We start from the raw sequence: 19,178 nt of genomic DNA, 5'->3' as shown, positions 1-19,178 counted from the left end.
GCGCCTCCTCTCGATGAGTCCGAGAGCCGGGTGCGCGTCCGCGCGGTCGTCCGTCCGTTGTCCGTCCGCGCTCCTTGACGCGCAGACGCGCGCGAGGGAGCGGACGTCCGCGCGGACGCGGACGGCTATGCGGACGGCGGGTGGTTGTGTGTGGTGGCTCGCCACCGACCGCGGGCCACCTGACGGGCGCGGTCGGCTTGAGCGTGGGCTTGGAGACGGTCGTAGACCCATGTGCGGCCCATTCCGGTGATGGTCATGAGGTCGGATACGGTCAGGCCCTCGTCGAGGGCGTCGCGCAGGGCGGTCCAGAGGGTGAGTTCGGGGTCGGTGTCGTTGACGAGTTCGGCATCGATGACTTCCGCGGGTTCCGTCTCCTGGGCGTCATCGACGTCGAGTGCGGCGGCCGACAGGTCGTCGAGCGGCGGGCGATGGGGCGCGTGGCGTAGGGCCGTGGCGTGTACGTCGTCGTCGGTGACGAGGTAGGCGCGGGCCCGTCGGGGCTGATCGAGCCCTTCGGCGGAGACGAGGAACTTGCCTGGGGCGTCGAGGGTGTGCGCGAGCCAGCCGGCGGCGAGCGCGCCCTGTCCGAGAATGAGGTCGGTGTCTTTGCGCTCCCGTACGCGCAGGCAGATCCGGATGTCCATCTGTGAGCGCACGGCGCCCTTGCCCATGGCCTGTTGGGTAGGCCGCTGAGTGGCGGCGAGCAAGGTGACGGCGACGGCACGTCCACGCCGGGCCACCGAGTCGGCTGACGCGGCGGCTTCGGGCGCGTTCTCGGCGAGTTCGGCGTACTCGTCGATGACGACCACAAGCGCGGGTGCCTGAGGAGTTGGCTCCCACAGGCGGGCGTTGCTCTCGCTCATCGCGCGAGCACGGGCGTCGACAACGCGCACGGCGTCGTGGAGCAGCGCGGCGGCCTCGGCGGGCGTGGTGGCGAGCCGGTCGAGGCAGGATGCCCACGGGCGCAGCTCCATGCCGCCCTTGAGGTCGACGCCCCACAGCACGACATCAGGGCAGGCGGCGAGGTTGCCGACAATGACGTTGAGCACGCCGCTCTTGCCCGATCCGGCGATACCGCCGACGAGGGCGTGACGCCGCAGGAACGCCACGCGTACCAAGGTGGCGTCCTCGTACACGCCCAAGTCGATCGGAGCGCCGACGGACGGGTTCGACGCTCCGGGCCACGGGATCGCGGACGCGTGCGGGTCCTCGGCGAGCACCCGCATGAGGAAGCGCCCGGCGTGTGCGGGGTCGGGCTCGACGCGTACGGCACCGGGGCGGGTGCCGAGCCCGGATTCGATGGCGGGTACGTGCGCGATGACGTCGGCGACGGTCTGACCCGGGCGGAGGGTCATCCGGGCGCGCCAGCCCCAGAGGTCGACGACGGCGGACAGGACGCGTGATCCGGCGAGCCCCACAGCTTCGGCGATGTTCGGCCACGCCTGGATGGTGCGGTCGACCTGCACCCGTACTCGGCGGCGTCGGTGGGTCCACCACGGGATGCCGCCGGCCACGGTCATCACGATGAGTACGGTCGGTAGCGGCGGATGGGTCGGTCCGACCTGCACCGCGGCGGCGAGCCACGCGCCGGCTCCCGCGGCCATGAGGACGGCGTACAGCCGTTCCTCGGCGCGGTTCAGGCGCTTGAGCACCACCAGGAGCAGGGCCAGGCCCGCCACGGGCGTATACCGCCACCACGTCGGGTGGTCGTCGTGGAACCAGACCCCGGCGACTTCGAGTCCGAGGGCGGTCGACAGGGGCGCGAGTTCCGAGCGGTACCGGAAGGCCAGGCGGGCCAGTCCGGCGAGCGCGTCAATGAGCGGCGACTCGTCGGCGACGATCATCAAGGGCTGCGCTCTCCGGGAGCGGCGTGCCCGGCGGCCGTAAGCCCTCATCGGCCGTCCTCGTCGATGGGGTCGTGGGCGGCGACCTCGTCACGGAGGTACGACATCGGGTCGGGCTCACCGTCGTCGTCGGCGTGGACCGTGGCTCGTGCTGCGGCGAGCAGGTTCGCGAACTCGGCCCGCGCGTTGGTGAGCAGGGACGCCAGTCGCCTGTTGTCGGCGAGCAGGACGGGGATGTCCGTGAGCGCGGTCCACAGTGCGGTGGGCGTACGGCGCCTGGTGGCGGTGGTGAAGTGCTCGGATACGGCCTCCTGATCGAGGGTCGGTCGGGGTGCGTTGCTGGTCATGAGGTGGGTTACGCCTCCTTTCGGTCGGGTTCGGGTGCTGATGCGGCGGCGAGTCGCCGCCGGAGTTCGGTCGCGCGAGGCCCCGCGATACGGAGGTGACGCGCAACGCGTCGCGCTACAGGTGGAGCGTGGAGATCGTTCGAGCCAGCGCCTGTAGCGCGCCGGCGATGTGCGGTCCGGACGACGAGGACGCGAGGTAGAACCCGAACAGGGCGCAGAGGGCCGCGTGCCAGGCGCGGACGTTGGCGTACCTCCACAGGAGCCAGACCAGAGCGCCCAGCAGGACGGCGGCCGATACGGAAACAAGCACGCTCAGTACCTCCGCATCCGCCGTGCGGCGATCCGGCGCTGTGCCTGCTCGTTCCGCTGCCAGCGGGCGCGGGAACGGCACTTGCGGCAGGGCTGCGTCTTTCGCCTGCGGCTGTGTTCCTGCTCGGTGAGCCGGGCTCCGCATATGCATCGCGGTTCCTCGTCGGGGCTCGGGATGACGGTCACGGTGACAACTCCTCTCTTCCGGGGAGTGCACCGCCGTAAATCTGAACATGTTGAACATGTATAGATTTACGATGCCCAGCCAGTGACGACCTGTCAAGGCGGGGATCTTGGGGCGGTGCGACTCGGCCAGTGGTTCTCGGCGCCGGGCCGGCGTCGACATCACCGAGAGTGCGCTCCACGCGCGGTACGTCATCACTACATGACTGGACGTGTGCGAGACGTCCCGCCTATCGTGGTGCCGTCACGTGACGTCTTGGGGTCGATGCATGCAGAATGAGCGCCTTCGTGCCGCGTTGCTGGAACGCGGACTCACCCTTGACGAGTTGGCGAACTCGATCGACGTGGACCCCAAGACCGTCGAACGCTGGGTGACGACCGGACGTACGCCCTACCGGCGCCACCGCTACGCCGTCGCGGCGCAGCTCGGCTTGGACGAGACCTATCTGTGGCCGGACGCGCTGACGCCCGATCAGGTCGCGGGCGCCTCGGAGAGCGAGATCCTCACCGTCTACCCGCACCGCTGGGCGGTCCCGTCCGATCTGTGGCGCCGCATGTTCGAGACGGCGGAACGCGAGATCGGTGTCCTGGTCTACAGCGGTCTGTTCCTGTCGGAGGACGCGGGAACACACCGGGTGTTCCGGGCCAAGGCCGAAGCCGGTGTTCGCGTACGCATCCTGCTCGGCGATCCCGACAGCCCTGCCGTTGCCCAGCGTGGCGTGGACGAGGGCCTCGATGACGCCATGGCGGCCAAGATCCGGAACGCGCTGGTGATGTACAGGCGATTGCGGAACGTCGAGGGGATCGAATTCCGGCTCCACGACACGATCCTCTACAACTCGATCTACTGCGCGGATGATCAGATTCTCGTCAACACCCATATCTACGGATTCGCGGCGGCGCAGGCCCCGGTCATCCATTTGCGCAAGGTCGCCGGGGGCAGCATGGTGACCAACTACCTGGAGAGCTTCGAAAACGTCTGGGGCCGAGCCCGGGAACTGGAGTAACGACGACCATGGCAACGCGCATCGACTACTTCGACGACCCGAGTGCACCGAAGGCCAACAGCATCGTCCCTTCCGCGAACGCCATCGTGACCGACGACGAGGGACGCATCCTCATGATTCGCCGGAGCGACAACGGCAATTGGGCTGTGCCCGGCGGTGCGATGGACATGGGGGAGTCCATCGAACAGACCGCGGTGCGGGAGACTCTCGAAGAGACCGGGATCCACAGCGAGATCACGGGGCTTGTCGGTATTTACACCGATCCGCGCCATGTCATCCACTACACGAGCAATGACGAGGTGCGGCAGGAGTTCTCCATCGTCTTCACCGCACGCTACGTCAGCGGTGACCCGACCCCGAGCGACGAATCCCGCGATGTGGTGTGGGTGCCGCGCGACGAGGTGGGCGAGCTGAAGATGGACCGCTCGATGCGCTACCGCATCGACGCCTACCTCCAGGGCGAGGGACTGCCCCAGCTTGGGTAACGACTGGGTGGGGACGGCCGCCGACGTCTTCTCCTCCATCGGCACGGTCGGCGCTTTCGGCACCGGGTTCGTTCTCCTCCGCCGTGAACACCGCCGCGAGGCTGACCGCGATGAGGAAGCACGCCGTGCTCAAGCGGCACGGGTCAGTGCGTGGGTCGAGCTGTACCGCCGCGACGATGGCACCCGAGAACTCGCCTTTCATGTCCACAACGCCAGCGACATGCCCATATATGAGGTCGAACTCCCCTTACCCGCTCTTCCCGGAGAGGAGTCACACACCGAGTTCATCGGTCTCGTCCCACCGAGCCAGACCATCCGCCGCCCGGCGCCCCACGAATGGCTACGCTCCTATGTCGAGCCGGAACCCGTGGAGATCGAGTTCCTCGACAGTGCCGGCCGCCACTGGAACCGCGACGAGCAGGGAACGCTCATCCGATCGACGCGTTCGGCTACGTGACGAGGAGGGCCCCGATACGGTGCGCGGCGGTCACAATGCGCGGAGCCGCCTCGGTGATGGATTCCGTGACGACGTCCCCGGGGCCGTAGCGCGACAGGATCTCGGACAACCGCTTTTCGACGTCCGCCGGCTCACCGTCCGGCGTCGTCGTCATGTCGCAGTAGATCAGGGCGTCCGCGAGCAGTCCGTCGACCGGATCGAATTCGGCGGTCAATTCGTCATCGAGGCCACGGTTGCGGGCCTCGATCTGGGCGCAGGAGTGGTAGGCGACCAGAGAGCACACACGGGGATCGGCCTGCTCGACATCACGGAGGTGGCGAGCGCCGTCGAGGGAGTGAAGACCTGTCTTGACGAGTGCCGGTGCGTACCCGATGTCGTGCAACCAGGCAGCGCTGATCAGTACCTCGGCATCGGCGCCAACGAGGTGCGCGATCGATTCGGCTTTGCGCCCTACGCCCTGGCTGTGCGCCCAGCGACGCGGAAGCGGCTCGGCGAGCAGTTGCTCGGCGAGCCCTTGCCACCACGGAACAGATGTCACACGTCGAGACTATCCGCGCCGGGCGTCACTTCACGAAACGGCCCTTGCCGTGATATGTCTCGATCAGCCCCGCGCCCTCCAGTTCGATGAGAGCTTGCCGGGCCGTCCAGCGAGAGACCCCGTACCGCTCGGTCAATGCGGCCTCGCTGGGAAGTCCGTCGCCCTGCTGTAGCTCACCCCTCTCGATCGCGGCGCGAAGGTCCACGGAGATCCGCCGGAAGATCGGTCCCGGGGGTGCGGCGTGTTCGGGCGACGAGGTGACGCGTCCGCGGCCGGGCATGGTGATGAGCAAGCCCTCGCCCTCCAGATCCGCGAGAGCGCGCCGCAGCGTATTGCGCGCGACCCCGTACTCCGCTCTGAGGACGGCTTCGCTGGGGAGGGACGCGCCCGGGGGGAACTCACCCTCGGTGATACGACGGCGCAGGGCGTCCGTGATGGCCTTGTACGCTCCCCACGGCGTCGCGTTCGAGCCCACTCGTGTCCTCTCCTGGTCCGACAGCCATGCGCTGTCGTCCGCCCGCATGGTCATCGGCCCGCCGACCGGGACGTGACCGCTGGCCGCGTTCGTACATCGTCGCGTATGACGGCAAGCTTCGGGGTGACGCCCTCGTCCTCCCTCCCGCGGGGCCGGCGCGCCCCGCACCGACCCCGCACGTGAGCAGGGCTGCGCTGGTGCGGGGCGCTTCCATTGCCCTTACCTGGATCGGGCGGCCGTCGGGCTGGATTCAACTCCGCAGATTTCGCGCCGAGACATGTTCTGCCCACGCGGAACGAGCGGCGGACAACTCCGGCGCCACCTTGTTCGTGAGCAGATCAGCGAAGTCGCGGAACCTCTCGGCAGCCTCGACGACCCCGGAAGGGTCCAGATTCGTGATCCAGAAGTCCTCGAAAATTCGGATGTTGACGAGCGGAACCCTTGCTTCGGGATTGTCCTCGACGAACGGACTGCACTGCATGAGCGCGGTGAAGACCGCCGAATCCTCGCCAGGATCTTCCGCCGCCGGGCAGACGCGTATCAACTGACCCCCGAAGGAAGCTTCGTGGGTCATGTCGGACAGTTCGATGGGCAGTCGATCCGGAGCCACGCCCGTCTTGCTCGGGTCCTCTTGCGCCCAGTCGGGCAGGTATCCCGACACGGTGTGTCCGTCGGTTGTGGTGATGGCCCAGGTCTGGCCAGACGGGGCCAATGGGTCAATCATGTGCGTCACTTGGGCACCTCCGTGCTGTCTTCGGTGCAGACCGCCCACACCATTTTTCCGGGACCGTTCCGGTCACTGACTCCCCACTGGCCGCCGGTGAGTGCGTCCACCAGGGCCAATCCACGCCCGGACTCGGCGTCCTCGGGCGCTTCTCGGTGCTCCGGCTTGCTGTCGTTGGCGTCATGGACCTCGATCCGCACACCGGATCCGAGCCGTTCGAAGCGGGTGCCGATCAGGTGCCCGTACGGCGGGCGGCCGTGCCTCACGGCGTTCGTGACCAGCTCGGAGACGATGAGTTGGGCGGCTTCCGTGAGGTGTGGCAGCTCCCATGAGTCGAGGCTCTGGGCGACGAACCGCCGCACCCTGCCCACCGATCGGGGGTTGTGCGGCCACATCTTCATGATGGAAGGACGTTCCTCGGTGACTGCGGTCGGTGCACCTGCGGTCATTGCGGTGCTCCCGTCCGTCCGGGGGTGGGGTGGCAGATGGGATAGATCAAGGTTGGCGCTCCTTCGCAGCACGACCGTGCCCCAGCTCTGTTCTCTTGCGGCCTCGGGGCTCTCCTGCATGAGGGTCGGCTCGACGCAGCGGCGCGGACACCGCGACTTGAGGGACGTCTAGGGATTTCTTGGCTACGCTGAAGCCGTCCACACCCCGAAAGGGGGACAGCGTGAACGACGCGCTCCGCCGTGCCCTCATGTCCGCTGGCCTCGACCACGCCGATGTCGCCGCCCGACTCGGCGTCGACCCCAAGACTGTCGAGCAGTGGTGCGCCGGCCGCGTTCCTTACGCGCGCAATCGCGCCGCGCTCGCCGCCCTCGTCGGCCGCGACGAGCACGTGCTGTGGCCAACCAGCGGACATACACGTCCCCGAGTGCCGCCCGGCGGCGAGATCCTGACGATCTACCCGCACCGTTGGGCCGTGCCGCGCGAGACCTGGCTCCGGCTCTTCTCGCGAGCCGAACGCGGGATCGGCATCCTCGCCTACAGCGCGCTGTTCCTCATCGAGGATCCCGGGATCACCCGCACCCTTGCCGACCGGGCACGTGCGGGCATCCGCGTTCGGCTGCTACTCGGCGACCCGGACAGCCCCGAGGTAGCCGAGCGCGGTAAGGAGGAGGGCATCGGCGACGCCATGTCCGCGCGCGTCCGCAACGCACTTGCCCTGCTCCGCCCCCTCACCGCGCTGCCCGCCGTCGAGATCCGGCTCCACCGGACCGCGCTGTACAACTCCATCTACCGCGCCGATGACGACCTGCTCGTCAACCCCCACGTCTACGGCCAGCCGGCCGCCACCGCCCCCGTCCTCCACACCCGCCAGACACACGACGGCATACTCGCCGCGAACTACCTGGAAAGCTTCGAACGCGTGTGGGGCACCTCCGGCCTCAATGGTTGACCGCGTCGCTGGTGAGGAGCGGGCGAGGCGGTATCCCGGGACCTCTTTACCGGCCCCCGCCGTATGCTGATGCGCGCGAACGATAGTGGAGTCGACCGAGGTGGCCCAGGCGTCCGCCTGGGCCATCAGCGCGGTAAAGACCTGCTCCCAGGGGCCATCCACGACCCACATCCGCAGCCGGTTGTAGACGCCGCGCCAGTTGCCGTATTCCTCCGGCAGGTGTGTCCACTGCGATCCGCTCTGGAACTTAGACTCGATCGCGTCGATCACCTCGCGATGATCCCGCAACCACCCCGTCTGGGCGTCTGGTGCGGCACAACGGCTCGATCTATGCCCACTGCGCATCAGTTAGGGGCACACTCAGACCAACGATCAGGGCATCTCAACGAGACGGCTTCGCGCCGCTATAGTTGTGCGCCTCGCCTCAGCGTGCGGGCTGATGGCCCACTCACTCTGTTGGAGTACAGATTTGGCCGACTACGACTTCCGCACCCTCTCGCCCAACGACTTCGAGATACTGATCCATGATCTTCTCGAAGCCGAGTATCACTGGCGCTTGGAGGCGTTCGGGCGCGGCCGCGACGGAGGCATTGACTTACGGGCGAGCACGGCAGAGGGGAAGGTCGTCGTCCAGTGCAAGCACTACCTCGGTTCGTCGTTCTCAGATCTCCGCTCGTCGGCACGGCGGGAAGTTCCAAAGATGGACAAAGAGAAGCCCGACCGCTATCTCTTCGCCACGTCCCAGAATCTAAGCAAGACCCAGAAGGACACCCTTGCAGGTGATCTCAAGCCGTGGCTCTCTGACAGCGCTGACCTACTGGCCCAAGCTGACATTAACGGCCTGATCGCGCGACATCCGCTAGTGGAGCAACAACACTTCAAGCTTTGGCTCGCCTCGACAACCATTCTTGAACGCATCGTTCAGAGTGGCATTTGGGAGCGCAGCGAGGCGCTGCTTGAGGACATCAGGGATCGAGTCAAGCTATACGTTCCCACTGGCAGCTTCAAAGCAGCATACGAAGTACTCGACGAGAAGCATGTCGTCGTTCTGACGGGTTCGCCCGGAGTCGGCAAGAGCATGCTTGCCGAAATGCTCGCTCTGAGGTACTGGCACGACGGATGGCAGATCGTATCGGTGGGAACCGATGTTGACGACGCGTGGGGTGCATACAAGTCGGGTCGTAAACAGGTATTCCTATATGACGATTTTCTGGGCCAGACGGACCTCAGCGAAAGGCGCGCGAAGGACAGTTGGGTAGTACGCCTAATGGACCGTGTAGCGCGGAACCCCGACAAGCGGCTTGTCATGACAACGAGATCGCAAATCCTTCAACAAACGCGACTAATCAGCGAGCCAATCGCGCATGCCGACTTTCGAGTTGTCGAGTGCGTTGTGAAAATCGCTGATTATGGGGCGATTCAGCGAGCGCGCATGCTATACAACCATCTCTATTTTTCTGCCCTCCCGCGAGAAGCTGTCAAGCGGTACGTAGAAAATTCGTCCTACTGGGCAGTCGTTAACCACAAAAATTTCTCCCCGCGGATCCTCGAATTGGTGATTAAGCGGTCTCACTCGTCGGCAGATCAGCTCGCGCGCGCTCTTAATCACACGCTTGACCATCCGCTGGATCTTTGGAGAATCGTCTTCAATATTGGATTGTCGGATCTTGGTCAACGTCTGACGCTTACGCTTGCCTCCTTCCCTGTATCTGGGACCAACTCTGATGACCTCAAGGCTTTGGTTCAAAAAGAGGCGAAGCCAACGGAGTACACGAGCGCACTTCGAGTGCTGGAAGGCACCTTTATCCGTTTGGAGAAAGGTGCTGGCGGGGTCACTATGATCGCCTATGCGAATCCAAGTGTACGCGACTTTGCTCTCGCTTTCCTTGATGAAGAGCCGGACTACCTGATGGCAATCATCGGAGACGCGATACATCTGGATCAAGTGAGCACCCTCCTGGCGTATGCAGTATCCGAGCTTGACGGAGAGCTGCGATTCCGGCGCTGCGCTGATGCCGTGACTCACCACTCAATCTCCATTGCCAGAAAGATGATGGAGTTGATTGCCAAAGAGGAAGAAGTCAGTAAGTCCGATTCGCATGAACCATCTAGGGTGTATGGGCGAACGATTAAACCCCTCCTCGAATCGCTAGGCCCGGCGCATCGGCTGATGATGGGATCGTTCAATGAGATCCTCGCAGTGGCAACTGAACTCGTTAAGAGCCCCGCCTCTAGGTACATGGATCCCGACGATTGGAAGCCCTTCAATGCGGCATTGATGATGGGTTACGCGGACGATCCGGACCACGTTCGAGGCGATCTGAGATGGGCCTTTGAGAGCTGGGGCGAATTGCTATACACCATGGATGACGTGACCGCATTCGAAGAGTTCTATGAATCATACGGTCCAGTTCTTAGCCAGCACTTCGATCCTAGTGAAATTTTCTACGAGAGCGCCTGCTCTGGGCTAAAGCAGGAACTGGAGAACCTGTCCGACAATAAGCAAGATCGTGATGCCGATCATCAATGGGTCAACGAAGTCGAAGATGCGGCGATCAGGGTCGGTGTCATCGACGACATGAGATCCGACATCGATTCTGCCCGAGAGTCGATTGAACAACATTACGCAGATGACGAGTATCCCCGCGGCGAGTCAACCTATGGGGGCTACGGATTCCCAGGAGCCAACTCTGTATCTGTTTCCGAACGTAATGCGATCGAGGGTATGTTTCGCGAGCTTTCCTAACGCCCAGAGTCTAGCTAACCGTGTCCCCTGGCTGCGCCTAGGAGACGCGGCCCCCGGAGCTTGGATAAGATGACCGCTCGGGCGCTCGCTAGTTGCCCTAGCTCTAGGGCCGACTGGCCCAGTTCTGAAGCGCATTCTGAGGATATTTAACCTGACGGAGACTTCGGCGTAGCTGACACTGTCCGGCTGGCGTGCGTTACATTTCCTCCGACAGTTGACGCGGTCGCTCTTTCACTGCCTTCGCCTTCAAGGGTTCAGTACGGCCAAGGCCGAACTGCTCTGCGCCCTGGGTGATTCGTCCTCGGAGCCCACACTGCGCTTTTGGGTACATTGTCGATGCCAGAAACTCACCGATCCCCAAGCTCGGGCTCGTCCGCTGGCGCGTCCGGGCCCGAGAGGCGGGCCAGTGTCGCGCGCAGGGCCTCGACCTCGGTGGACAGGTTCAAGTAAGAGGACAGCACCTCCACCTGATGAGAGAGCGATACCCGTCCGCGCTTTTTGCGGACGGGTATCGCTCTCTCTTTTTTGCTCGGCTACGCCTCGCCCGGCGGGGGCTGCGCCACCCGCACCCCCGGGCGGGTGGGCCGGAGGTGGCTGCGGAGACGGACTACTTTCTGGCCTCCGGAGCGGAGGCCTTGCGGTAGCGCTTGGCCAGGACGGGGTCGGACTCCCACCACAGACCGACCGAGCCGCCCGTGGCTGCGCCGTCTTCCCTGCTCCCGGGCGCCGGTGCGGAGGCCGGACGGGGGTCGTGGACCCGCAGGCGGAAGACCACTCCAGGGATCAACGCCATGACCACTCCGAGGAGGGGCACAATCGCCGCCGCCGTGCCCAGCCCCGTGCTGCTGTTGACGACCCGGCAGGTCGCACCGTCGTGAACCGCCACGGTCAGCGTGTTCGACCTGCTCCCACCCGAACCGACGCGTACCGTGTGCGATCCCGGCTCGACGCTGAATTGCGCTATCTCTCCTTGTCGGACCTCGCCGACGCGTTGCCCGTCGATGACGACGCCGAGCTTTCCCGCCCTGCGGAGCGGTGGAGCCTCCGCCAACACCGCCACTACTCCAGTCATGATCCCCCTCATCCGCCGCGCCCTTGCGGCCCGTCGGTGCGTGGACAGTACACGCGACGGCCTCCTGGTGCGACGCCCGGCCCGGCCCACCCCGGCCAGGGTCGCGGGGCGGATCAGGGCAGGAAGGTGCGGCTTGATTGGGCTCGGGTGAGGGAGGACAAAAAAGTTCTCGCGGTGATGTCGAGAAGCCGTGGCCGGCTCCGTCCCCGTGGTGAAGGCGGCGACAATGGGTCCCGCCGGCACTGAGGAGAACACACGATGGCCAAGTACCTGCTGCTCAAGCACTACCGTGGCGCTCCGGCCCCGGTCAACGACGTACCCATGGACCAGTGGACGCCCGACGAGATCTCGGCGCACCTGCGGTACATGCAGGACTTCGCGGCCCGGCTGGAGAAGAGCGGGGAGTTCATCGACGGTCAGGCACTCGCCCCGGAGGGGATGTGGGTCCAGTACGACGGCGAGGGCCGCCCGCCGGTCACCGACGGCCCGTTCGCCGAGACCAAGGACCTGATCGCCGGCTGGATGGTGATCGACGTCGACAGCCAGGAGCGCGCCGTCGAGCTGGCCGGGGAACTGTCGGCCGCCCCCGGCGCGGGCGGCCGGCCGATCCACGAGTGGCTCGAGGTGCGCCCGTTCCTGGGCGCGCACACCCCTGTCACGGACTGACCCCATCAATGGAAGAGGCCTCGCTCAGGAGCCTCACGCCGAGCGTGCTCACCGTCCTCGTCCGTCGCGGAGCCGACTTCGCGGCGGCCGAGGACGCCGTGCAGGACGCGCTGGTCGAGGCGGTCCGCGTCTGGCCGGCCGACCCGCCGCGCGACGCCAAGGGCTGGCTGATCACCGTGGCGTGGCGCAAGTTCCTCGACGCGACCCGGGCGGACGCTGCCCGCCGCCGGCGTGAGGAGCGCCTCGACGACGAGCCGGCGCCCGGGCCCGCGCCCGCGGTGGACGACACGCTCCAGCTCTACTTCCTCTGCGCCCACCCGTCGTTGACGGCCTCGTCCGCGGTCGCGCTCACGCTGCGCGCCGTGGGCGGGCTGACCACCCGCCAGATCGCCCAGGCCTACCTGGTGCCCGAGGCGACGATGGCGCAGCGCATCAGCCGGGCCAAGCGCACCGTCTCCGCTGTGCGGTTCGACCAGCCCGGCGATGTCGCCACCGTGCTGCGCGTCCTCTACCTGGTCTTCAACGAGGGCTACTCCGGGGATGTCGACCTCGCCGCCGAGGCCATCCGGCTCACCCGGCGGCTCGCGGCCGCGATCGCCCACCCCGAGGTGGCCGGGCTGCTCGCCCTCATGCTGCTCCACCACGCCCGGCGCGCCGCCAGGACCGCGCCCGACGGCAGCCTGGTGCCGCTCGCCGAGCAGGACCGCGGCCGGTGGGACACCGGGTCGATCGCCGAGGGTGTCGCGATCCTCCAGGCGGCGCTCGCCCGCGACCGGCTGGGGGAGTTCCAGGCCCAGGCCGCCATCGCCGCGCTGCACGCCGACGCGCCGACCGCCGAGGAGACCGACTGGGTGCAGATCGTCGAGTGGTACGACGAGCTCGCGCGGCTGACCGACAGTCCGGTCGTCCGGCTCAACCGCGCGGTGGCCGTCGGGGAGGCGGACGGAGCGCGCGCCGGCTTGGCGGCGCTGGCGGCGCTGGACGACTCGCTGCCCCGCCACACCGCGGTGGCGGCGTACCTCCACGAGCGGGACGGTGATCTGGCGACGGCGGCACGGCTGTACGCGGAGGCGGCCCGGAAGGCCCCCAACCTTGCCGAACGCGACCACCTCACGCGCCAGGCCGCCCGGCTCAACGCCCGTCGGCGTCGCTGACGGGCCGGGCTCGGATGCGCCGGCGGCGCTTGACGCGGCGGCCTGGGCGGGGTGGGCGGGAGTGGCGCCCTCATCGTTCTGGGGTGCCACCGGGGTCTGCCGTCACATGTGGCGTCACGTGAGCCGTATACCGGTTGGCGGCCCGGACGGTACGGGCGGAGGCCGGAGCGGGGCGCCCGCCTCGGCGCCGGTCCGGCAGGCGCGGCGTATGGCCCCGCGGTCCGTAACACCTGGGTAATGCCGCCGAACCGGGCTCGTCACCCTCCATTGCGACGATCCCTTGCGACGACGCGGGTCCCGGTGGCGGACGGGACGGGCGCCTCCGGCGGAGAGGGGCGGAGCCATGGACGCGGAGGAGAGCGGGGCGCCGGAGGGGGTGCCGCCGCTGGCGGGCTTCACCGTCGCGGTGACGGCGGCTCGCCGCGCCGACGAGTTGGCGGCGTTGCTGGTAGAGCGCGGCGCGGTGGTGCTCAAAGCGCCCTCGCTGCGGATCATGCGGCCGGCGGAGGATCCCGAACTGCGGGAGGCCACCCGGAAGTTGCTGGGCGATCCGCCGGACGTGGCGGTCGCCACCACCGCGATCGGCTTCCGCGGCTGGATCGAGGCGGCTGATACCTGGGGGCTTGGCGAGGCGCTGTTGCGCGGCCTCGGCGGGGTGCGGTTGCTGGCCAGGGGGCCGCAGGTCCGGGGGGCGCTGCGGGCGGCCGGTCTCGCCGAGGCGTGGTCCCCTGAGGCGGAATCCCTGGCCGAGGTGCTGGAGCGGTTGCTGGCGGAGGGCGTTGACGGGCGTCGGGTGGCCGTGCAGTGGCACGGTGAGCCGTTGCCCGGGTTCGGCGAGGCGCTGCGGGCGGCGGGCGCGCGGGTGGTCGGGGTGCCGGTCTACCGGTGGATGCCGCCGGAGGATCTGGCGCCGGTGGACCGGCTGCTGGACGCGGTGTGCGCGCGGGGGGTGGACGCGGTGAGTTTCACCAGCGCGCCGGCCGCCGCTTCGCTGCTGCATCGGGCGGAACGGCGCGGCCGGCTGCGGGAGTTGCTGGCGGCGTTCCGGGGCGGTGAGGTGCTGGCGGCGTGCGTGGGGCCGGTGACCGCGTCGCCCTTGCAGGCGCACGATGTGCCGACCCGGCAGCCGGAACGGTCCAGGCTGGGCCCGTTGGCGCAGCTCATCGCCGCTGAACTGCCGGGCAGGGTACGGGCGTTGCCGGTGGCCGGCCACCGGCTGGAGATACGCGGCCAGGCGGCGGTGGTGGACGGCGGCCTGCGCGCGGTGCCGCCGGCGGGCATGGCCCTGCTGCGCACCCTCGCGCGCCGCCCCGGCTGGGTGGTCTCCCGCGGCGACCTGCTCCGGGTCCTCCCCGGCGCCGGCCGCGACGAACACGCCGTCGAAACGGCGATGGCCCGCCTCCGAGCGGCTCTGGGCGCCCCCAAACTGATCCAGACAGTCGTCAAACGCGGCTACCGCCTCGCCCTGGACCCCCCACCCACCACCAAGTACGCGACCCCGGCCAACTGACCCCTTCGCGGCGCCCGCCGCGCGCCCGGGCCGCACCCCCGGCCCGAGGCTTGCCCCGCACCCGGCCCACCCGGGCCACCCGGCCCACCCGGCCCCGCCCGAGGGTGCCGGCTCGGGGGCAGCCGGGCCCGCCACCTCCCCGCCGAGTTCCCCGGCTTGGCGCCCACCCCAGGCTCGGGGATGCGCTGCCGGCGGCGCCGGTTCGCCAGCCGGGACCGGCGAGCGCCTTGGGCCCCCTTCCGCGCGCCACCGCTTTGCCCGGGCCGGGAAGCGCACTTGGGTCGCCGGATCTGGCGAAGGCAATAGCTCGGTGGAGGGTTTGCGGCCACCTCCTGCCGCCCGCACCCCTTCACCGCTTCCTCCGCCCCGGATCCGCCCTCGTGCCAACAGGATCCGCCGAGGTCGCCTGCTTTCGCGCAGCCCCGGCCGCCGCCTCCTCGGCGCCGCATCCCCGAGCCCGGGAAACCCCCCGGCCGGGTGGGCTCGCCGGCGGCGCCTGGCGGCAGGGTCTGCGGGCGCCCCGGCCGCCGCCTCTCCGCCACCGCATCGGCCAGACCGGAACCGCGCTCGGGCCGCTCGGGCCGGGGCTGCCGGCTTCCCGGGGCCGCTCGCGCCGCGCCGGGGCGCGGTCGGATTCGGACAGACCGCCGGAGATAGCCGCTTGGTGGCGGGCTGGGCGGGAAGTCTGGAGGGAGGGTGACGGATGGGGAAGGTGGTGGCGTGATGGGGCCGCTGCGCTTTGACGGTGGGCGGGTCTGTCTGGATCTGGTGGGGACCAGGGCGGGGCGACCGGTGGTGGAAGGGCTCCCGTCGGCCGGGAGGTTACGGGAGTGGGTGTACGGGGCGGGGCTGGTGCCGGACGGCGCACCGGTCGGGGTCACGGAAGGCTGGCTCGCGGCGTTCAAGGAACTGCGGGCGCGGCTCGACCGCATGGTGGGGGTCGAACTGAAAGCCGGGGCACAGGCCCCGGAGGACGTGGCGGCGCTCAACGAGGCGGCCCGGCCCGCGCCGCCCCCGCCCGTCGCGGAGATCTCCCCCGGCGGCGGGCTGCGCAGAGGACTCCACGGCGCGCCGAGTTGCGCCGGACTGCTCGCCGCGGTGGCCAGGGACGCGGTCGACCTGTTCACGGACCCCGCGGCGTGCGCACGGCTGACGCGCTGCGCGGGGGAGAACTGCACACTGGTGTACCTGGACACCTCCCGCGGCAAGCGCCGCCGCTGGTGCAGCAGCGAGGTGTGCGGCAACCGGGAGCGGGTGGCCCGCCACCGCCGCCGCGCCGCGCCCGGTGCCGCCCGGCGCTGACAGCGGTCCACCCGGGCGAATCACGGGGCCCTTCCCGTCGCGGCCGGGTGGGCAGAAGCCCGCAGGTCGCGTACGGTAGCAGGCTGCCCCACGCACGGTCGCGCGAGGGGCACCGCACGAAGAAGGGGGTCCCGCGTGGCCGCGCAGACCGCAGCACCGGGGGTCAGAGACCAGGAGATCGCCGCCGAACAGGCGCACCTGGACCGGGTGTACCGCCGCCTTGAGGAGAAGATCCACGAGGCGGAGTTCCTGATGAGCGACGCCGCCCAGCGCGGTCAGGTCGGCACGCCGGGCGCGCTGGCCGAGCGGGACGCCCAGGTCTACCGGGCCGGGATCCACCTCAACCGGCTCAACAGCGAGTTCGAGGACTTCCTCTTCGGCCGGATCGACCTGCTGCGCGGCAAGGACGGCAAGAAGGGCTCCGACGGCGCCTTCACCTCAGTCGACCCGGCCGACGACGCGATCCGCGCCGACGCCACCGCCGACATCGCCGAGACCCTGCACATCGGCCGGATCGGGGTGCTCGACACCGACTACGCGCCCCTGGTGATCGACTGGCGCGCCCCGGCCGCCGCCCCCTTCTACCGCTCCACACCGGTGGCACCCGGCCGGGTGGTGCGCCGCCGCGTCATCCGTTCCAAGGGCCGCCGGGTGCTGGGCGTCGAGGACGACCTGCTGCGCCCGGAGCTGACCACCGGGCTGCCGGTGATCGGGGACGGCGCGCTGATGGCCGCGCTCGGCCAGGCCCGTACGCACACCATGCGGGACATCGTCTCCAGCATCCAGGCCGAGCAGGACCTGGTGATCCGGGCGCCCGCCGCCTCCGTCACCGAGGTGACCGGCGGCCCCGGCACCGGCAAGACGGCGGTCGCCCTGCACCGGGCGGCGTATCTGCTCTACCAGGACCGGCGCCGTTACGCCGGCGGCATCCTGTGCGTCAGCCCCACCCCGCTGCTGGTCGCCTACACCGAAGGCGTGCTGCCGTCGCTCGGTGAGGAGGGCCAGGTGGCGATCCGCGCGGTCGGCTCACTGGTGGACGGCGTCACCGCCGACCTCTACGACGATCCGGCCGTCGCCCGCGTCAAGGGCTCGCTGCGGATGCTGAAGGTGCTGCGCGGCGCCGCCCGCGGCTGTCTCGACCGGTCCGACCGGCAGACCGCCACGCTGCGGGTGGTCGCCTTCGGCCGCCGGATCGAGCTGGCCGCCCAGGAACTCGACGCGGTGCGCCAGCAGGCCCTCGGCGGCACCGCCCCGGTCAATCTGATGCGCCCGCGCGCCCGCCGGCTGCTGCTCGACGCGCTGTGGCGCAAGTCGGGCCGCGGCCTCGACGACCGGGCCGACCGGGCCGACCGGGAACTCGTCGCGGAGGAGCGGCAGGGGTTCGACGAGGACATCAGCACCGAGCAGGAGTTCATCGACTTCCTCGACGCCTGGTGGCCGGTCCTCGAACCGCGCGGGGTGCTCGCCGCCCTCGCCGACGAGAAGCAGCTCAGCCGCTGGGCCCGCCGGGTGCTGTCGCCGCCGGAGGTCCGCCGGGTGGCCCGCTCGCTGCGCAGGTCCGGCACCTCCGTGCACGATGTGGCGCTGCTGGACGAGCTGGAGACGCTGCTGGGGCTGCCGCCGCGCGAGAAGCGGCGGGAGATCGATCCGATGGACCAGTTGACGGGTCTCGACGAGCTGATGCCGCAGCGCGGCGAGAGCGGCCGGGAGCGGGCTGAGCGGCTGGCCAGGGAGCGCACCGAGTACGCGCACGTCATCGTCGACGAGGCGCAGGACCTCACCCCGATGCAGTGGCGGATGGTCGGCCGCCGGGGCCGTACCGCCACCTGGACGATCGTCGGCGACCCGGCGCAGAGCTCCTGGTCGGACGTGGAGGAGGCGGCCCGCGCCCGCGACGAGGCGCTCGGCAGCAGGCCGCGCCGCCGCTTCACCCTCACCGTCAACTACCGCAACCCCGCCGAGATCGCCGAGGTCGCGAGCACCGTACTGGCGCTCGCGATGCCCGGCGTTCAGTCGCCGCGGGCGGTCCGCTCGACCGGCGTCCGGCCGCGGTACGAGGTGGCGGGCGAGGATCTGGCCGCGGACGTACGGGCCGCGGCGCGGCGGCTGCTGGCCGAGGTGGACGGCACGGTCGGTGTGGTGGTCGCGATGAACCGGCGGGCCCAGGCGCGCGGTTGGCTGGCCGGACTCGGCGACCGGGTGGTGGCGCTCGGCAGTCTGGAGGCGAAGGGCCTGGAGTACGACGCCACGGTCGTCGTCTCGCCCGCCGAGATCGCCGAGGAGTCCCCCGCGGGTCTGCGGGTGCTCTACGTGGCGCTCACCCGCGCCACCCAGCGGCTGACCGTACTGGCCGGCGAGCGGGATCTGCCGAACGAGGACGGCGTGCCCGACCTGCTCAGAACGGACTGAGGGGCGGGGCTGAGGGGCGGGCCCCGCGGAAAGCGGCCCCGGAGCCGCGGGGCCGCCTCAAACCCGCGGGGCGCCCCGGACCCGCGCCCCTGACCCGCGCCCCGGACCTGCGCGATCGCCCCGGACATGCCTCGGGCGCTCCTCCGCTTGCGGAAGAGCGCCCGAGGGACGTTCACGACACCGGCCCGCCATGCTCGCCTCGCGGCAAGTGGGCGCTCGAAGCGCCTAAGGTTGGGCCCGGGGGCTTGGATCGAGCCGGTGCCGTACTCAGGCTAACAAACCCTTCGCGGAACCTCTTCCCACCGGGCGGATTTCTCGCGGATCGTCTTGCGGCCACTCGGCGTTCACCGGCCGTGCCCCCCGCGTCGGCCCGCCGCTCGCCTGCTGTTCCCCCTGCCATTCCCCTGCCATTTCCCCTGCTCCGCGACGGTCGGCGCCGCCTCGCTCCGCAGAGCGGAAGGAGGCTTCCGCCGCCCACCCCGGGTTTCCGCGTACCCGCTGGTAGGTGCGACGATCGAGGCGCATTGCGAACACCACCCCGCAGTAACCGG

The 19,178-nt window shown here is 69.2% G+C and carries 18 protein-coding genes and 1 pseudogene; 10 read left to right on the top strand and 9 right to left on the bottom strand.

Annotated elements, in window-relative coordinates; genetic code table 11:
* Positions 1–125 precede the first annotated feature (125 nt).
* The 3 genes from OG519_RS11605 to OG519_RS11595 all read right to left on the bottom strand — a co-directional run bounded on the left by OG519_RS11605 (position 126) and on the right by OG519_RS11595 (position 2,501).
* Positions 126–1,844, bottom strand: a complete 1,719-nt coding sequence (locus OG519_RS11605) for an FtsK/SpoIIIE domain-containing protein (protein WP_405582188.1) — start codon at positions 1,842–1,844, stop codon at positions 126–128.
* A gap of 47 nt (positions 1,845–1,891) precedes the next feature.
* The gene (locus OG519_RS11600; RefSeq protein ID WP_405582186.1) at positions 1,892–2,191 is read right to left on the bottom strand and encodes a hypothetical protein; all 300 of its coding nucleotides are present in this window, start codon (positions 2,189–2,191) and stop codon (positions 1,892–1,894) included.
* Positions 2,192–2,306: 115 nt separating this feature from the next.
* Complete coding sequence (locus tag OG519_RS11595) at positions 2,307–2,501, bottom strand: DUF2304 domain-containing protein (RefSeq protein WP_405582183.1); 195 nt, start codon at positions 2,499–2,501, stop codon at positions 2,307–2,309.
* A gap of 451 nt (positions 2,502–2,952) precedes the next feature.
* Here OG519_RS11595 and OG519_RS11590 point away from each other — a divergent pair, with 451 nt between their 5' ends.
* Genes OG519_RS11590 through OG519_RS11580 form a run of 3 tightly spaced genes read left to right on the top strand, consistent with a single transcriptional unit; the run spans position 2,953 to position 4,632 of the window.
* The gene (locus OG519_RS11590) at positions 2,953–3,690 is read left to right on the top strand and encodes a DUF5919 domain-containing protein (RefSeq protein WP_405582181.1); all 738 of its coding nucleotides are present in this window, start codon (positions 2,953–2,955) and stop codon (positions 3,688–3,690) included.
* Positions 3,691–3,698: 8 nt separating this feature from the next.
* Positions 3,699–4,175 carry an NUDIX domain-containing protein gene (locus OG519_RS11585; protein ID WP_405582179.1) on the top strand — a complete coding sequence of 159 codons (477 nt, stop codon included), beginning with the start codon at positions 3,699–3,701 and terminating at the stop codon, positions 4,173–4,175.
* The gene (locus OG519_RS11580; RefSeq protein ID WP_405582177.1) at positions 4,168–4,632 is read left to right on the top strand and encodes a hypothetical protein; all 465 of its coding nucleotides are present in this window, start codon (positions 4,168–4,170) and stop codon (positions 4,630–4,632) included. Before OG519_RS11585 ends, OG519_RS11580 begins: the two co-directional genes overlap by 8 nt.
* Here the strand turns inward: OG519_RS11580 and OG519_RS11575 are convergent.
* The 4 genes from OG519_RS11575 to OG519_RS11560 all read right to left on the bottom strand — a co-directional run bounded on the left by OG519_RS11575 (position 4,625) and on the right by OG519_RS11560 (position 6,818).
* Positions 4,625–5,170, bottom strand: coding sequence for an HD domain-containing protein (locus OG519_RS11575; RefSeq protein WP_405582174.1), 546 nt, complete (start codon positions 5,168–5,170; stop codon positions 4,625–4,627). The genes OG519_RS11580 and OG519_RS11575 overlap by 8 nt on opposite strands.
* A 25-nt stretch (positions 5,171–5,195) precedes the next feature.
* Positions 5,196–5,645, bottom strand: a complete 450-nt coding sequence (locus OG519_RS11570; RefSeq protein ID WP_405582171.1) for a GntR family transcriptional regulator — start codon at positions 5,643–5,645, stop codon at positions 5,196–5,198.
* 250 nt (positions 5,646–5,895) lie between these two features.
* Positions 5,896–6,369 carry a DUF6907 domain-containing protein gene (locus tag OG519_RS11565; protein ID WP_405592652.1) on the bottom strand — a complete coding sequence of 158 codons (474 nt, stop codon included), beginning with the start codon at positions 6,367–6,369 and terminating at the stop codon, positions 5,896–5,898.
* Positions 6,370–6,374: 5 nt separating this feature from the next.
* Positions 6,375–6,818: an ATP-binding protein gene (locus tag OG519_RS11560; protein ID WP_405582168.1), complete on the bottom strand. Its 444-nt coding sequence runs from the start codon at positions 6,816–6,818 to the stop codon at positions 6,375–6,377.
* Positions 6,819–7,039: 221 nt separating this feature from the next.
* On the opposite strand from OG519_RS11560, the gene OG519_RS11555 reads away from it, so the two are divergent.
* A complete protein-coding gene (locus OG519_RS11555; protein ID WP_405593201.1) occupies positions 7,040–7,768 on the top strand; it encodes an XRE family transcriptional regulator in 729 nt (242 codons plus the stop codon).
* 147 nt (positions 7,769–7,915) lie between these two features.
* Here OG519_RS11555 and OG519_RS11550 read toward each other — a convergent pair.
* A pseudogene (locus OG519_RS11550) lies at positions 7,916–8,113 on the bottom strand (transposase); the annotation flags it as partial.
* 124 nt (positions 8,114–8,237) lie between these two features.
* Between OG519_RS11550 and OG519_RS11545 the strand changes: the two are divergent.
* Positions 8,238–10,514, top strand: a complete 2,277-nt coding sequence (locus tag OG519_RS11545; RefSeq protein WP_405582165.1) for a restriction endonuclease — start codon at positions 8,238–8,240, stop codon at positions 10,512–10,514.
* Between the two features lie 607 nt (positions 10,515–11,121).
* On the opposite strand, the gene OG519_RS11540 is transcribed toward OG519_RS11545, so the two are convergent.
* Complete coding sequence (locus tag OG519_RS11540) at positions 11,122–11,586, bottom strand: hypothetical protein (protein WP_405582162.1); 465 nt, start codon at positions 11,584–11,586, stop codon at positions 11,122–11,124.
* Between the two features lie 258 nt (positions 11,587–11,844).
* On the opposite strand from OG519_RS11540, the gene OG519_RS11535 reads away from it, so the two are divergent.
* From OG519_RS11535 to OG519_RS11515, 5 genes are all read left to right on the top strand, one after another.
* The gene (locus tag OG519_RS11535) at positions 11,845–12,252 is read left to right on the top strand and encodes a YciI family protein (RefSeq protein ID WP_405582160.1); all 408 of its coding nucleotides are present in this window, start codon (positions 11,845–11,847) and stop codon (positions 12,250–12,252) included.
* 8 nt (positions 12,253–12,260) lie between these two features.
* Complete coding sequence (locus OG519_RS11530) at positions 12,261–13,406, top strand: RNA polymerase sigma factor (RefSeq protein ID WP_405582157.1); 1,146 nt, start codon at positions 12,261–12,263, stop codon at positions 13,404–13,406.
* 343 nt (positions 13,407–13,749) lie between these two features.
* Entirely contained in the window at positions 13,750–14,916 is a 1,167-nt protein-coding gene (locus OG519_RS11525; protein ID WP_405582154.1) for a uroporphyrinogen-III synthase, read from the top strand.
* 723 nt (positions 14,917–15,639) lie between these two features.
* Entirely contained in the window at positions 15,640–16,218 is a 579-nt protein-coding gene (locus tag OG519_RS11520) for a CGNR zinc finger domain-containing protein (RefSeq protein ID WP_405592650.1), read from the top strand.
* Positions 16,219–16,353: 135 nt separating this feature from the next.
* The gene (locus OG519_RS11515) at positions 16,354–18,627 is read left to right on the top strand and encodes a HelD family protein (protein ID WP_405582151.1); all 2,274 of its coding nucleotides are present in this window, start codon (positions 16,354–16,356) and stop codon (positions 18,625–18,627) included.
* Positions 18,628–19,178 lie beyond the last annotated feature (551 nt).

The organism is Streptomyces sp. NBC_01190 (assembly GCF_045039895.1).
Lineage (GTDB): Bacteria > Actinomycetota > Actinomycetes > Streptomycetales > Streptomycetaceae > Actinacidiphila.
This window is presented reverse-complemented; position numbering and strand designations above follow the sequence as displayed.